17 protein-coding genes are annotated in these 13104 nt (G+C 33.7%); 11 read left to right on the forward strand and 6 right to left on the reverse strand.

Annotated elements, in window-relative coordinates:
- Positions 1-3: 3 nt before the first annotated feature.
- Both PQF83_RS04680 and PQF83_RS04685 read left to right on the forward strand, forming a co-directional pair.
- Positions 4-873, forward strand: coding sequence for a TIGR03943 family putative permease subunit (locus PQF83_RS04680; RefSeq protein ID WP_000488047.1), 870 nt, complete (start codon positions 4-6; stop codon positions 871-873).
- Positions 874-992: 119 nt separating this feature from the next.
- Complete coding sequence (locus tag PQF83_RS04685; RefSeq protein ID WP_000141167.1) at positions 993-1499, forward strand: acyl-CoA thioesterase; 507 nt, start codon at positions 993-995, stop codon at positions 1497-1499.
- A gap of 126 nt (positions 1500-1625) precedes the next feature.
- On the opposite strand, the gene PQF83_RS04690 is transcribed toward PQF83_RS04685, so the two are convergent.
- Positions 1626-1712, reverse strand: a complete 87-nt coding sequence (locus tag PQF83_RS04690) for a YjcZ family sporulation protein (RefSeq protein ID WP_000505094.1) — start codon at positions 1710-1712, stop codon at positions 1626-1628.
- A 160-nt stretch (positions 1713-1872) separates the two neighbouring features.
- Here PQF83_RS04690 and cls point away from each other — a divergent pair, with 160 nt between their 5' ends.
- From cls to PQF83_RS04710, 4 genes are all read left to right on the forward strand, one after another.
- Entirely contained in the window at positions 1873-3057 is a 1185-nt protein-coding gene (gene cls / locus PQF83_RS04695) for a cardiolipin synthase (RefSeq protein ID WP_000680141.1), read from the forward strand.
- 30 nt (positions 3058-3087) lie between these two features.
- Positions 3088-3546: a spore coat protein gene (locus PQF83_RS04700; RefSeq protein WP_000340560.1), complete on the forward strand. Its 459-nt coding sequence runs from the start codon at positions 3088-3090 to the stop codon at positions 3544-3546.
- A 186-nt stretch (positions 3547-3732) separates the two neighbouring features.
- Entirely contained in the window at positions 3733-3912 is a 180-nt protein-coding gene (locus PQF83_RS04705; RefSeq protein WP_001045960.1) for a hypothetical protein, read from the forward strand.
- A gap of 101 nt (positions 3913-4013) precedes the next feature.
- Positions 4014-4634, forward strand: coding sequence for an NAD(P)-dependent oxidoreductase (locus PQF83_RS04710; protein ID WP_000861632.1), 621 nt, complete (start codon positions 4014-4016; stop codon positions 4632-4634).
- 24 nt (positions 4635-4658) lie between these two features.
- On the opposite strand, the gene PQF83_RS04715 is transcribed toward PQF83_RS04710, so the two are convergent.
- The 3 genes from PQF83_RS04715 to PQF83_RS04725 form a co-directional block, all read right to left on the reverse strand.
- Positions 4659-5141, reverse strand: coding sequence for a DUF456 domain-containing protein (locus PQF83_RS04715; RefSeq protein WP_000215659.1), 483 nt, complete (start codon positions 5139-5141; stop codon positions 4659-4661).
- Position 5142: 1 nt separating this feature from the next.
- A complete protein-coding gene (locus tag PQF83_RS04720; RefSeq protein ID WP_000353728.1) occupies positions 5143-6450 on the reverse strand; it encodes a hemolysin family protein in 1308 nt (435 codons plus the stop codon).
- 208 nt (positions 6451-6658) lie between these two features.
- On the reverse strand, positions 6659-7528 hold the full coding sequence (locus PQF83_RS04725) for a hypothetical protein (RefSeq protein WP_000055301.1): 870 nt from the start codon (positions 7526-7528) through the stop codon (positions 6659-6661).
- Between the two features lie 244 nt (positions 7529-7772).
- Between PQF83_RS04725 and cbpA the strand changes: the two genes are divergently transcribed.
- The 4 genes from cbpA to PQF83_RS04745 all read left to right on the forward strand — a co-directional run bounded on the left by cbpA (position 7773) and on the right by PQF83_RS04745 (position 11142).
- A complete protein-coding gene (gene cbpA / locus PQF83_RS04730; protein ID WP_001220513.1) occupies positions 7773-8420 on the forward strand; it encodes a cyclic di-AMP binding protein CbpA in 648 nt (215 codons plus the stop codon).
- 443 nt (positions 8421-8863) lie between these two features.
- Positions 8864-10201 carry a branched-chain amino acid transport system II carrier protein BrnQ4 gene (brnQ4, locus tag PQF83_RS04735; RefSeq protein WP_406644238.1) on the forward strand — a complete coding sequence of 446 codons (1338 nt, stop codon included), beginning with the start codon at positions 8864-8866 and terminating at the stop codon, positions 10199-10201.
- Between the two features lie 66 nt (positions 10202-10267).
- On the forward strand, positions 10268-10597 hold the full coding sequence (gene csaA, locus PQF83_RS04740) for a chaperone CsaA (protein ID WP_001263033.1): 330 nt from the start codon (positions 10268-10270) through the stop codon (positions 10595-10597).
- A gap of 17 nt (positions 10598-10614) precedes the next feature.
- The gene (locus PQF83_RS04745; protein WP_000351110.1) at positions 10615-11142 is read left to right on the forward strand and encodes a DUF1572 domain-containing protein; all 528 of its coding nucleotides are present in this window, start codon (positions 10615-10617) and stop codon (positions 11140-11142) included.
- Here the strand turns inward: PQF83_RS04745 and PQF83_RS04750 are convergent.
- Positions 11115-11420, reverse strand: a complete 306-nt coding sequence (locus tag PQF83_RS04750; protein ID WP_002091944.1) for a hypothetical protein — start codon at positions 11418-11420, stop codon at positions 11115-11117. The genes PQF83_RS04745 and PQF83_RS04750 overlap by 28 nt on opposite strands.
- Before the next feature lies 1 nt (position 11421).
- Positions 11422-11721, reverse strand: coding sequence for a hypothetical protein (locus PQF83_RS04755; protein ID WP_000770755.1), 300 nt, complete (start codon positions 11719-11721; stop codon positions 11422-11424).
- A gap of 88 nt (positions 11722-11809) precedes the next feature.
- Between PQF83_RS04755 and spoIIP the strand changes: the two genes are divergently transcribed.
- Complete coding sequence (gene spoIIP / locus PQF83_RS04760) at positions 11810-12964, forward strand: stage II sporulation protein SpoIIP (protein ID WP_001079296.1); 1155 nt, start codon at positions 11810-11812, stop codon at positions 12962-12964.
- The last annotated feature ends 140 nt before the right edge of the window (positions 12965-13104 follow it).

The following is a 13104-nucleotide window of genomic DNA, read 5'->3' on the forward strand; positions in this document are numbered from 1 at the left end:
GTTATGTTTCGAGCATATATATTATTAGGTTTTACAATCTTAATCGCGCAGCTTCATATTTCAGGTAATATTACGAAGTATATCAATATGAAGTATGCCTATTTATCAACAACAGCAGCTATTATTTTAGGTTTCTTAACGATTGTTCAAATTATTATTGTTTTCCAAAAAGAACATGAGAAAGAACAAGGAAAACAGGATTGTAGTTGTGATCATAGCCATTGCGGGCATGACCATTCAAAAGATGAGAATACATGGTGGAAAAAAGCATTCTCGTACACATTGTTCTGTTTTCCAATTGTTTCGGGATTATTTTTCCCAATTGCAACGTTAGATTCAGATATTGTTAAGGCAAAAGGGTTTCATTTTCCTGTTGCACAAGCAGAAAGTACAGATCCATTTATGAGAAGGCAATTTTTAAGACCTGATACGAGTATATATTACGGAAAAGAAGGATACCGTGGTGTAATGGAGAAAGGGAAGAAAGAGTTTGTAACAAAGGATAGTGTTACTTTAAATGATGAAAACTTCCTAAAAGGAATGGAGACGATTTACAATTACCCTGGTGAGTTTACTGGGAAAAAATTATCATTTAAAGGTTTTGTTTTCAAAGATGATTCTTCTAAAAAAGAACAATACTTCTTATTCCGTTTCGGTATTATACATTGTGTAGCGGATTCTGGTGTATATGGTATGTTAGTGAAAAAGCCAGAAGGTGTAGAATGGAAAAACGATGATTGGATTCAAATAGAGGGAGAAATTTCTACTGAATTTTATCAGCCGTTCCATGCGAACATTCCTGTTTTAGAAGTAACGAAATGGAATAAAGTTGAACAGCCAAAAGAACAATATGTATTTAGAGGAGCCGATTGATAACATCGGTTCTTTTTTATGGACTAAAAGTTCTGAATGTTGTTAATATTAAACGTGTAGTTCATTTAGTCTAGTGATTATTGAGATATTAGGGATACATCATTAAAGGGGTGATAACAATGACAGAAGTAAAGGGGAAAACAGCCAATGAATCAAGGGTGTTCAAAACGAGCCGAGTATTTCCAACAGATTTAAATGATCATAACACGTTATTTGGTGGAAAGATATTAGCCGAGATGGATATGGTTGCTTCTATTTCAGCAACGAGGCATGCAAGAAAAGAATGTGTAACAGCCTCTATGGATTGGGTTGATTTCTTACATCCAGTTCGCTCTTCAGATTGTGTTAGTTATGAATCCTTTGTAATTTGGACGGGTAGAACGTCTATGGAAGTATTTGTGAAGGTAGTAGCGGAAGATTTAATTTCAGGTGAGAAGCGTATCGCAGCAACGTCTTTTGTTACTTTTGTTGCACTGAGTAAGGAAAATAATCCAGTTCCTGTGCCGCGAGTAATCCCTGAAACAGAAGAAGAGAAAGAATTACATCGCATTGCAGTGTTGCGTGCAGAACAACGTCATATACGTAAGGCAGAGAGTAAGAAAGTAGCTACATTACTAACTTTTTGAGTTGAATATTTAGTCGTTAATGGCATTATAACAGACCGAAATGTTTTTCATATGAAAAGCGGACACCTAAAAGTAGGTGTCCGCTTTTATAGTTTTTCTATCCGCATATCATGTGACAATAACTACTTAGCAGAAGCAAGCAGCACCGACGATGATTAAGAGGATAAATAATACGACTAATAGCGCGAATCCATTACCATGTGCGAAGCCCATTGTTATTTCCTCCTTTTATTTTAAGATACAACATACAATATGCAAATGAGCTATCGTTTGATATGGACATATATCATGCAATGACATATTTTCTTGAATGATATTGTATTAAAAAAGGGAAGATATAGAAATAACAGTAAGTGGAGAAAGGAAAATATCCATGAAACACTTTTTCGTTGTAATCCTTTGTGTAATAGGTGTATTCATTTGGATGAACATCGATGTGGAAATGGGGAAAAAAATGGCTAGTGAATATGAAGTAGGACAAGTTAGATTAGGTGAATTTCAACTGTATACGAACGGTGAAGAGTTATATACGAATTTATTTGAGGATATACGTAATGCGGAGAAGTACATATATATCCATTTTTATATTGTAGGTAAAGATGAAATAAGCAAAGAGTTTTTGCAGTTGCTCGAGAAAAAGGCATCTAGCGGAGTAGAAGTGAAATTGTCAGTCGATCGAATAGGTGGATATAAGCTGAAGAAAAAGGTAATTCGTCAACTACAAAGCAATGGTGTCCAGTTTACGTTTAGTAAAAAACCTAAATTGAAACATTTATTCTATTCGTTGCATCAGCGAAATCATAGACGAATTGTTACGATAGACGGAAAAGTATCATATATCGGCGGCTTTAACATCGGAAAGGAATACCTTGGACAAGATCCGAAATTTGGCCAGTGGCGTGATTATCATGTGCGGGTTAAGGGGAATGGTGCCACGGATATGGAAAGAAAATTTGCTGCTGACTGGAAAGAAGATACGGGAGAAAAAATGCCTGTACATGAAAGTCTACCTGCAATTGGGAATGTAAAATATCAATATTTATTTTCAGATGGAAAAGGGTTATGGGAAAAATATGGAGCGTTTTTAAAGCAGGCTAAAAAGTCTTTAATTATTGCTACACCATATTTTGTACCAAGTAAAGAAATGATGAAAGAGTTAAAAGGTGCATTAAACCGCGGTGTCAATGTGAAAATTCTCGTACCATTTAAAAGTGATGCAGTATTGTTAAAACAAGCTGCCTATCCGTATTTGAGAGAGATGAACCATGCTGGAGCGGAGATCTATCAATATCGGAATGGTTTTTTTCACGGGAAAGTAACAATCATTGATGGAGAAATTGTTGATATAGGTACAGCGAATTTTGATAATAGAAGTTTTTATTTAAATTGTGAATCTAATTGTGTCGTATATGATAAAACAGTTGTTGCTGACGTATGGGATCGACTAAAAGAAGACTTCCATAAATCAAAAAGATTTTCGGAAGAAGATTTTGAGGAAATTAGTAAATGGGATTGGTTTTTAGCAAGAATAGCAAATGTTATAGCATCATATTTATAGCATATAGACAAAAAGTAGGGAGGCACTTTCATGGATTGTATGAAAGAATTGATGAGGTATAGTTATATGCTTATATATAAGGTTGGGGAGTATACAGGACAGGTAAGAGACGAAGAATTAAAGGAGCTATTACAGCATCATTTACCATATATGTTGCAAGCATATAATGAACAAGTGAACTTTCAAGAAGGAGAGAATGTACAGCATATAACTTGTGAACCAATTTCATTTCATTTTCATGAAATGGAAAAGGAAACTGATAGTAAATATACAGGTGATATGTATATTGCAACTTGTTATATTTCGCATTTGAAACGGTTAGCGTTAAAGTTTGCTCAAGTGGCAGTTGAAGTTGCAAATCCAGAATTTCGCTCGTTTTTAGAAAACTGCTTCCTGAAAATGAATCGTTATGCCTATAGTGTATGGCAATATGTCGTGAAGAAAGAGTATAAGATTAAACATGTATATGAAAATGAGAAATTTGCATAAGAGACTAAGGCGGAAAGATAGGCGCCTTAGTTTTTTACTTTTCGTGGAGAAAAATGAATATATGTACATATTTATTATCAGAAAATTTACAAATATTTACCGTTTATTTACTATTTTTCAATCTTTCCTTTAAAAATAGAGAGTAATATGGGATTGTACATATTCTATCAAAAGGAGGAAACGCAAATGAACAAATGGGTTAAATCATTAACTGCTATGGCACTTGCAAGTTCTTTATTAATGGTAGGTTGTAGTAAAGGTGAGGACAAGAAGAAAGAGGACGATACAACAACACAACAAGAGGATAAAAAGGATAAAGAAACAAGTGGAACTGAGAAGTCTACGGATTCTAAAGAAAAGAAATAATGTAATAATAGAGCTTCCTCTTTTATGTGAGGAAGCTTTTTTGTTGTAAATTGATTGAGATTATTGAAAAATAGAGAAAGAATGAAAGAGGGGGAAAACAAATGAAAGTATGTATATTGGGAGCAACAGGGCGAGTAGGTTCAAACATAATTAAATTAGCATTAAAAGATTCAGCAGAAGTGACTGCATTAGCGCGTGATTCAAGTAGGGTAGAAATAAATCATGAAAGATTACGAGTTATAGAAGGTAATGTATTAAATGAAAATGATATAAAGAAAGCGATAAAAGGAAGCGATATAGTAATTAGTGCACTTGGAACGGATCAAAATGGGACGTTAGCGAAGAGTATGCCACAAATTATAAAGAAAATGGAAGAAGAAGGCGTTCGTAAAATCATTACAATAGGAACAGCCGGTATTTTACAAGCAAGAACAAATCTAAATTTATATCGTTTTCAATCAACGGAATCAAAGAGAAAGTCGACAACAGCAGCAGAAGATCATTTAGCTGCATATAAGATACTTAGTAGTAGTAATTTATGCTGGACGGTCGTTTGTCCGACGCATTTAATTGACGGTGATGTGACAGGTATATATCGAACTGAAAAAGATGTATTACCAGAAGGAGGAGCAAAAATAACAGTTGGTGATACAGCGCAATTTACATGGAATCTGTGTAGTGAAAACAAATATGAGAATAGTCGAGTAGGTATTTCATATTAAAAAACCATCCCGAAATTGGGATGGTTAAAAGACGATATAACATACAAATATGATAATCATAATGATTTGGAGAATGGCTTTCGCTACTGTACTGCTTAAAAAACCAACTACAGTAGCAACTCCTACTAGAAAAGCGTCTTTTGGCGCTTTTTTATGCATTAATTCGGTTATAAATACCGCTAAGAACGGTATGATAATAAGTCCGAATGGTGGGAAGAAGAAAGATCCGGCAATGATCGAAATCATTCCGACACGTTCGCCCCATTTAGAACTACCGTATTTCTTTAAGAAATATCCATTTGCAATAAAATCAGCAACGAAAATGAATAGTGTGAAAATAGCTTGAATAATCCAAAAAGAAATCGTTAGTTCTCCGCCATTTATACCAAAATGGTAAATGAAATATCCAGCCCAGACAGCTAGGATGCCCGGGATAATAGGATAAATAAAAGCTAGAAATGAAATAATGAAACAGGCAATGATACAGATTGTTAAGAAAACAGTCACTTTATAACTCCTTTTGTATATCTAATTTATGTACAGCAATTTTTTTGACTTGATGTCCATCAAGTTCTAATGCCTTAAATTGAAAACCGGCATATTCGATGGAGTAGCCAGCTTCAATATTTACGTCAACTGCTTGCGATAATAGCCAGCCTCCAATTGTATCTAAGTCGCTCTCATCAATATGTAAGCCAAACATATCATTTACTTCAGAAATAAGTACTTTTCCATCTAGAACAGTAAGTTTAGGTGTACGTTTTTCAATCATAGGTGATTCATCTGCATCAAACTCATCTTGAATTTCTCCAATGATTTCTTCAAGAATATCTTCCATTGTTAAAAGTCCAGCAGTACCACCATATTCATCCATAACGATTGCCATCTGAACGCGATTCTTTTGTAGATGTACCAGTGTTTTACGAATTGGAACAGTTTCAAATACAGTTAGTACTGGATGTATGTAAGATTCAAGTGGCTTATGAATGCCTTTCGTTTGATCGTGAAATACTTCTTTCGTATTGATCATACCGATAATATCATCTTTATCTTTTTCGATGATAGGGTAGCGTGTATACTTTTCAGTTGCGACGATATCCATATTTTCTTCTAACGTATTTTCAGTAGATAAGCAAATCATTTCTGTACGAGGGACCATAATTTCTTTCGCAACTCGGTCGTCAAATTCAAAAATATTATTTACATATTTATATTCGGTTTGATTTATTTCGCCGCTTTTGAAACTTTCACCTAAAATGAGTCGTAGTTCCTCTTCAGAATGGGCAAGTTCATTTTCTTTCGCAGGTTCTAAACCGAGTAGTTTTGTGAAAAAGATAGCAGTACTATTAAGTAACCAAATGAACGGGTACATAATTTTATCAAATAAAATAAGTGGTCGTGCAAACTTAAGCGTAATCGCCTCTGCTTTTTGAATTGCGAATGACTTTGGAACTAATTCACCTAATACAACATGGAAAAATGTAATCACACTAAAAGCAATAATAAATGATAAAGTATTTGCCATTGTTCCAGTAATATTAATCTTTTCAAAGAGCGGTCGTAGTAAATGTTCCACAGTCGGTTCACCAAGCCAACCAAGCCCTAAAGAAGTAATTGTAATCCCGAGCTGACAAGCTGATAAATAAACATCTAAATTAGAAATGACACTTCTTGCAGCTAAAGCTTGTTTATTGCCTTCGTTTGCAAGCTGGTCAATTCGACTTTTTCGTACTTTTACAACAGCAAATTCTGATGCAACGAAAAAGCCGGAAATAAGGATAAGAACAAAGATGAGAAAAATATTTAATATGTCCAAGTGTATTCTCTATTCCGTCGTTTGGAATAAAGATGTCACCTCCTGCAATTATGTTATACTTTTATAATAAATCCAAATGAAAAGAATAGTCAAAGAAAAAGGGTAAATATTGGTATGTTTCTGCAATGGTTTTTGAATTTGCTGTTATTTTGTCCGCTATACAAAAGGAATAACCCTCTACTTTCAGATTCTAGAGGGTTATTTTAAATTAAGGTTTTGGAATACTTCTCGTTAAAGCGTATGATTGTTGTTTAAAGTGGTTTGTCGTCCATAGCGTTTGAAGGAATGAGAGTATACAATACGGGATATACAAAAGTAATAAGCTAATTGTAACAATAATAGGTGCATTTCCGCCGAATTGAACGATAAATTGCAATAGTCCACTTGCGTGAAAAACGCATTCCATAAAAACGAATGAAAGAATAATGGAACCTAAAATAGATTTATGATTCGAAGTAAGCGCTAAAAACAATGTATCTACAAGGAAAGAAGCTTGTTTTATTTCATATTCATTTGTATTACTTAAGAAAGGAATCCATTTTTTTATTGCTTGCATAACGATAATCATGGAAGTACTACAAACGATGATAAAAGATGAGTAGTAAGGAATCTTTATAAATTTTGTGATGTATAGGAGTAGTAATAAGACTGCGCATTGTAATAATACAGTACATAAAGAATAAGGAATCCATCTTAATAAAGAAGCGAACTTTTTAACCGATTGAGGTGCTTTAAAAAATAAATGGCCAATCCCTAAGCTGATGAAGAATCCGATTGCAAGAGTAAAGGTAAAACGAACAATCGATAAAAAATATATTTCCCACATGTAAGGGAATAACGGTGTTGATTGATTAGCAGTATGTACCATCTCATTTGCTGAGAAAAAGATAGATTCGTGCATCCAATCAATCTTTGGAATTGTCATCGAAGAAAGTTGTGCGAAGTTATGGAAAATGCTTATAAAGCCGGTGATGTATGAGTATTTATGTGTAATGAATAAAGTTGGAATAGGACTAATGATAAATATAATGAGAACACCAACGATAAATTTATATATATGTGAGCGCAATAAAGACATGTAATCACCTACTCTTTGAATATTCAGAAAATTCTTATTCTTATTTTAGCTTTTTTCGGAGTAAGTTACAATATATTTTTCTTAAAGAAGTTTAGTATTGTAGTGGATAGAATTGAATGAAACGTGAATAAATTATGACAAGAAAATGAATAATTTTCAGAAAAATAAAATAAATTATTTATTTTTTTCTGAAAATATAATATAGTTATGGCACAGAAAGTATTTTAACATAAGGAGGCTGTTTATGAGGATTAAAGGGAATTATGTGCCGAAAAGGGAAGTTTTATTTTGCTCAAGTTCAATTACAGTAGGGGAAGCGCTAGAGCATTTAAATAAAACTGGTTATCGTTGTGTACCAGTTTTAGATGAAAAAAAAGAGAAATATTTAGGGAATATATATAAAGTAGATATTTTAGAATATAAAGGTTCACTGGAAGAGAGTGTATTAAAACTATTAAACGATAAAGAAGGATATGTTAGAGAAGATTCTTCGTTCTTTAAAGTATTTTTTACAATAAAAAAATTACCTTATTTATCAGTAGTTGATGAAAAAGGAGTCTTTCTTGGGATTTTAACGCATAAAAAAGTTTTTGAGCTATTAGAAGATGCTTGGGGCGTTCATTCTAGTAAATATTCTGTCATGATTGGGACACAAGATTATAATGGGGCTATTCAAAAATTATCGACAGTATTAAAAAAATATACAGGTATCCAAAGTTTAATGACTTTTGATAATGATGCCTTATTAGTTCGTAGAATTATGTTTACATTAGGAGAAGAGTTTAACGATGGTGAATTAGAGACGTTATTGAAAGATTTAGAAGATCACGGATTTAGAGTGGTGTATGTGGAAGAGATGAAAAATCCACGTGAAGTTGAAACGATAGAATAATATGCAAAAGCCGTCTAATTATGTTGGATGGCTTTTGTTATGTTGCGTATATAAAATTATTTGAAAATAACGATAGGATAATAAGTGAGTTTGAAACAATATTTGTGCAAAAGAATAAAAAATGTAGATAATTTTGATTTTCAAAAAAGTCAATTTGAAAATATGTTTTTATTTTTCAACTAAATATGTTACTATATGTGTGATAAAAACAAAGAGGTCTGACAACTATACTCCGCGCAATACCACTCTAATGATTTAAAAATTCAAAAAAATCAAAAATCAAAAATTAATAATTAGAGTAAAAATAAGGGGACTGGAGAAATTATGGAGAAAGACACTGCTTTGTAAGGGGCATATTTTATCAGCTTGAACAGAGAGGAGGATGCATAGCATATTGTGAAAATAGAGATAAACAATGAAAAAGTGCTATGCAAATGAAAAGCATGAAGGGACGTTTAAGGCCAGGTGATACGGTAGCAATTGGTTTAATGTTATTTGCACTATTTTTAGGAGCAGGAAATTTAATTTTTCCACCAGTTTTAGGGCAACAAGCTGGAGAGAATGTTTGGGTTGCTACAATTGGATTCCTTGTAACGGGAGTCGGATTACCCCTATTAGCTGTAACAGCTGTCGCGTTTGTAGAGGGGGACTTGAAAGCGCTATCTTCTAGAGTTCACCCTATATTTGCGTTTGTTTTCCCATTAATTAGTTATTTAGCGATTGGACCTTTTTTCGCGATTCCGCGTACGGGAGCCGTTTCATTTGAAATGGGTATGAAGCCATTTTTATCAGAGGCATTAGTTTCCGAATGGTACATGCTATTTCTTTTCACTATAATTTTCTTCGGAATAACTTGGTATTTATCTTTAAATCCATCAAAATTAGTGGATTGGTTCGGGAAATTTCTTACACCATTGTTAGTATTAATTGTTGCTGTAATTGTCGGAAAGGCAATTGTTGATCCGATTGGAGAACCAGTTGCACCGCTAGAAGCATACAAGGAAAATGCTTTCTTTGGTGGATTTATTCAAGGATATTTAACGATGGACGCAATTAGTGCGCTTGTATTTGGAATTGTAGTTGTACAAGTTATCCGCTCTAAAGGAATAAAAGAGAGTAATCAAATTGCAAAAATAACAGTAGTATCAGGTATTATCGCTGTACTTGGTTTAACGTTAATCTATTTATCACTTGCTTATCTTGGTTCAACAAGTACATCACTTGGGGTATCAGAGAATGGTGGACTTATTTTAACGAATGTTGTAAATGAGTTATATGGAACAAGTGGTAAAATTTTATTAGGACTTGTTATTGTACTTGCTTGTTTAACAACTTCTGTTGGATTAACATCAGCTTGTGCTGGCTTCTTTACAAACTTATTCCCAAAAATTTCGCATAAAACGATTGTAACAATGGTATGTGTATTTAGTTTAATTGTATCTAACCTAGGTTTAACACAATTAATCGCAGTTACTTTACCAGTGTTAATGATTATTTATCCAGTTGCAATCGTATTAATTGTACTTTCTTACTTCCATAAATGGATTGGGAAGCGTAATACCATTTATATTGGAGCTATTTTAGGTGCGTTGTTAATTAGTTTCTTTAACGGTTTAGAAAGTGCGAATATTAAAATTGACGCGATTTCTAACGTACTACAAATGTTACCATTATATAAAGAAGGAATAGGATGGTTAATCCCATCATGTATTGGCGGGATCCTCGGTTTCTTCTTCTATAAATCAAATGAATCAAGTGAATTACAAAAGAAAGGTGCTTAGGCGCCTTTCTTTTTTTAAAGGGGATTTTTTTGTTTTGTCTAAGTAATAAATGAAAGGAGTGATAAAATGGCTAATTTTGAAGATTTTTTAACTTTGGATTTACGGATTGGGACTGTAACACATGCAGAGGAATTTAAAGAAGCGAGAGTTCCAGCGATTAAACTAGAAATTGATTTTGGAGAGCTTGGAATGAAACAGTCAAGTGCTCAAATTACGAAGAGATATAACCCAGAAGATTTAATCGGTCAGCAAATCGTTGCTGTTGTAAATTTTCCGCCAAAGCGTGTAGCGGGATTTAAATCAGAAGTACTTGTTTTAGGAGGAGTACCTGAAGCGGGTGATGTCGTATTACTGCAGCCTAATATGGAATTACCAAATGGAACAAAAATTAGTTAATGTAAAGGCGGGGGAACATGGATATTGGACGCGAATACGTACAGTGTGCCATTTCGAATTTTGAAGCAACAAAGAAACAAGGGGAACGGGTGCTTTCACAATTATCATATGAACAGATTGAATGGTCTTCTCATGAAGTAACAAATAGCATAGCAATTATAATTAAGCATCTGCACGGTAATATGCGTTCTAGATGGACGGATTTTTTAACATCTGACGGTGAAAAAATAGATCGTAACCGAGATGCTGAATTTGAAGGTGGTTATTCTTCTAAGAAAGAGGTACTCGCAGCATGGAATGAAGGTTGGGAATATGTTTTTAAAACGATGAATGCACTAACGTCAGAACATTTATTGCAGACGGTATATATTCGCGGTGAAGCACATACTGTCATGCAAGCAATTGAAAGACAAATTTCTCATTATGCTTTGCATATTGGACAAATGATTTACATTGGTAAAATGTTAAAAGAAAATGAGTGGGAATGTTTAAGTATTCCTAGAGGAAAGTCTAACTTTCATTTAGAGAAAAAACGTTCAACATAATAATAGGAAAGAAACCGATATAAAATTGGAAGTAAGAAAACAAGCCAAATGATAGATGGCTCTACAGTCATAAGAATGCTACCAACAATCAGCCCATATATAATAAGAAAGAAATTAATAAGTGTATTCACAGGGATAAATCGTGAGATAAAAACTTGCTGTCGTTTAAAACAATCACTATGAAATACATAAAAGCGGAAGTACCATGTGGTAGTAATAAGATCTTTCTTTCGCGTAATTCTTTTTTTGCATGTATGACAGATGAACGGTGGTTGCATTTCATTGCGCTCCATTTTCTATATTTGTAATAATGTAGGACAAAAGTAGGTACAAAGTGTATATCCCTATATACGCTCCTGATATAAGAAAAAATGGATTTAGTAAAATCCCATGAATACTTGTCATAAAAACTAAGTCTTGCATTAAAACATCATATATATGAATAGAAATGATTGTACCGAGTACATAAAGTGCTAGATATGCTGAAATATGTAACACAACACGGATGGTAGGATGCTTAGCAAGCCAATAAAAAATAAATGATAGTACAACGGGGAGTGTTCCTATTAGTAGTTTCAATTCATTTCACCTCATTAACAATATAGCCTGAATTTAGACGGTCTATTCTCTAGAGCTTGTACATAACTTGAAATAGAGAGGTGATAGTATGAATCGAGGCTTTTTTTATGTGAAATTCACGAGTGTACGTAAGTTAGTATTATTTATTATTGCTACAGTACTGGCGACTTTTTTTCTTATTAGTATGATGGTAACTTCTATGAAAGAGACAAAGTCAACGTATTTATATAATTGGTTAAATGAGTTATCAATGAATGGTTACATGTACGTTCTTGGGAAAGAGAATCATTATTTTACACAGGAATATAGAAATTTAAATCAAGATTTTTCAATATCTTCGTTTCTCTTTTCTATGGCTACGAATATTCGTTTTAACGATGTACGCAGTTTTGTCGGCAAAGAGCTACCTGGTTTCGGTAAGTACGATACAGAAATTGTTATTGCGGGTGAAGGAACAAATTATTCTAACTTGCCTATAGAGTCGAGCGTTCCACTTGAAGAAGTAGTAAAAGAACGGACTGGAGAAGGTGGACAGGCTCAAAAGCCGGATACGAATAAAGAGAAAAAGCAACCAGCTCAAACGACAGGAAAACGACAAGTTGCATTTATTTATCATTCGCATAGCTGGGAATCTTATTTGCCATTATTGAATTTAACAAATGATCCAAATCCGAATAAAGCCACAAGTTCCGTAACGAATATTTCAATAGTCGGCGACCGATTTCGTGAACAATTAGCAAATGAAGGAATCGGAGCAACTAACGACAAGACTGATGTTGGTCAAAAGTTGATTAGTAAAGGGTTAAATAGTAATAGTTCATATAAAATGTCACGGGAAATTGTACAAGAAGCAATGGCCGGCAATAAAGAATTACAATACTTCTTTGATTTACATCGTGATAGTGCTCGGAAAAATGTCACGACAAAAATAATCGGTGATAAATCATATGCGAAGCTTGCGTTTGTAGTAGGGAAAGGTAACAAAAACTATGAAAAAAACTTGCAATTAGCAACGGCTTTACATGAGACGATTAGTAAGAAATATCCAGGCGTTAGTCGTGGTGTCATTCAAAAAGGATTCCAAACAGGAAATGGTGTCTACAATCAAGATTTGTCAGGACAAGCGATATTAATTGAAGTTGGTGGCGTAGATAATACAGAGGAAGAACTAAATCGATCGATTGATGCGCTAGCTAAAGCGTTTGGTGAATATTTCTGGCAGGCAGAAAAAGTGAATGGATAAAGTGAAACAGAAATGAATGCGAGAGTCTGAAAAAACGTGAGTGTAATGTAAAGCTTGCGTTTTTTTGTAATTAATGATGCGTCACAGAATAGACATAATTTGTCGATGTTATAGTAAGATCGAAATTTGTCAAATTATAC

The organism is Bacillus sp. FF-1, from assembly GCF_028548245.1.
GTDB lineage: Bacteria > Bacillota > Bacilli > Bacillales > Bacillaceae_G > Bacillus_A > Bacillus_A paranthracis.

What these genes read in the sequence shown, in the direction of transcription:
- PQF83_RS04700 (WP_000340560.1), top strand. Translation starts at nt 3,088, where the DNA reads ATGGATTGTATGAAAGAATTGATGAGGTATAGTTATATGCTTATATAT.
- PQF83_RS04690 (WP_000505094.1), bottom strand. Translation starts at nt 1,712, where the DNA reads ATGGGCTTCGCACATGGTAATGGATTCGCGCTATTAGTCGTATTATTT.
- PQF83_RS04680 (WP_000488047.1), top strand. Translation starts at nt 4, where the DNA reads ATGTTTCGAGCATATATATTATTAGGTTTTACAATCTTAATCGCGCAG.
- cls (WP_000680141.1), top strand. Translation starts at nt 1,873, where the DNA reads ATGAAACACTTTTTCGTTGTAATCCTTTGTGTAATAGGTGTATTCATT.
- PQF83_RS04725 (WP_000055301.1), bottom strand. Translation starts at nt 7,528, where the DNA reads ATGTCTTTATTGCGCTCACATATATATAAATTTATCGTTGGTGTTCTC.
- PQF83_RS04705 (WP_001045960.1), top strand. Translation starts at nt 3,733, where the DNA reads ATGAACAAATGGGTTAAATCATTAACTGCTATGGCACTTGCAAGTTCT.
- spoIIP (WP_001079296.1), top strand. Translation starts at nt 11,810, where the DNA reads ATGAATCGAGGCTTTTTTTATGTGAAATTCACGAGTGTACGTAAGTTA.
- PQF83_RS04750 (WP_002091944.1), bottom strand. Translation starts at nt 11,420, where the DNA reads ATGCAACCACCGTTCATCTGTCATACATGCAAAAAAAGAATTACGCGA.
- PQF83_RS04745 (WP_000351110.1), top strand. Translation starts at nt 10,615, where the DNA reads ATGGATATTGGACGCGAATACGTACAGTGTGCCATTTCGAATTTTGAA.
- cbpA (WP_001220513.1), top strand. Translation starts at nt 7,773, where the DNA reads ATGAGGATTAAAGGGAATTATGTGCCGAAAAGGGAAGTTTTATTTTGC.
- brnQ4 (WP_406644238.1), top strand. Translation starts at nt 8,864, where the DNA reads ATGAAGGGACGTTTAAGGCCAGGTGATACGGTAGCAATTGGTTTAATG.
- PQF83_RS04685 (WP_000141167.1), top strand. Translation starts at nt 993, where the DNA reads ATGACAGAAGTAAAGGGGAAAACAGCCAATGAATCAAGGGTGTTCAAA.
- PQF83_RS04710 (WP_000861632.1), top strand. Translation starts at nt 4,014, where the DNA reads ATGAAAGTATGTATATTGGGAGCAACAGGGCGAGTAGGTTCAAACATA.
- csaA (WP_001263033.1), top strand. Translation starts at nt 10,268, where the DNA reads ATGGCTAATTTTGAAGATTTTTTAACTTTGGATTTACGGATTGGGACT.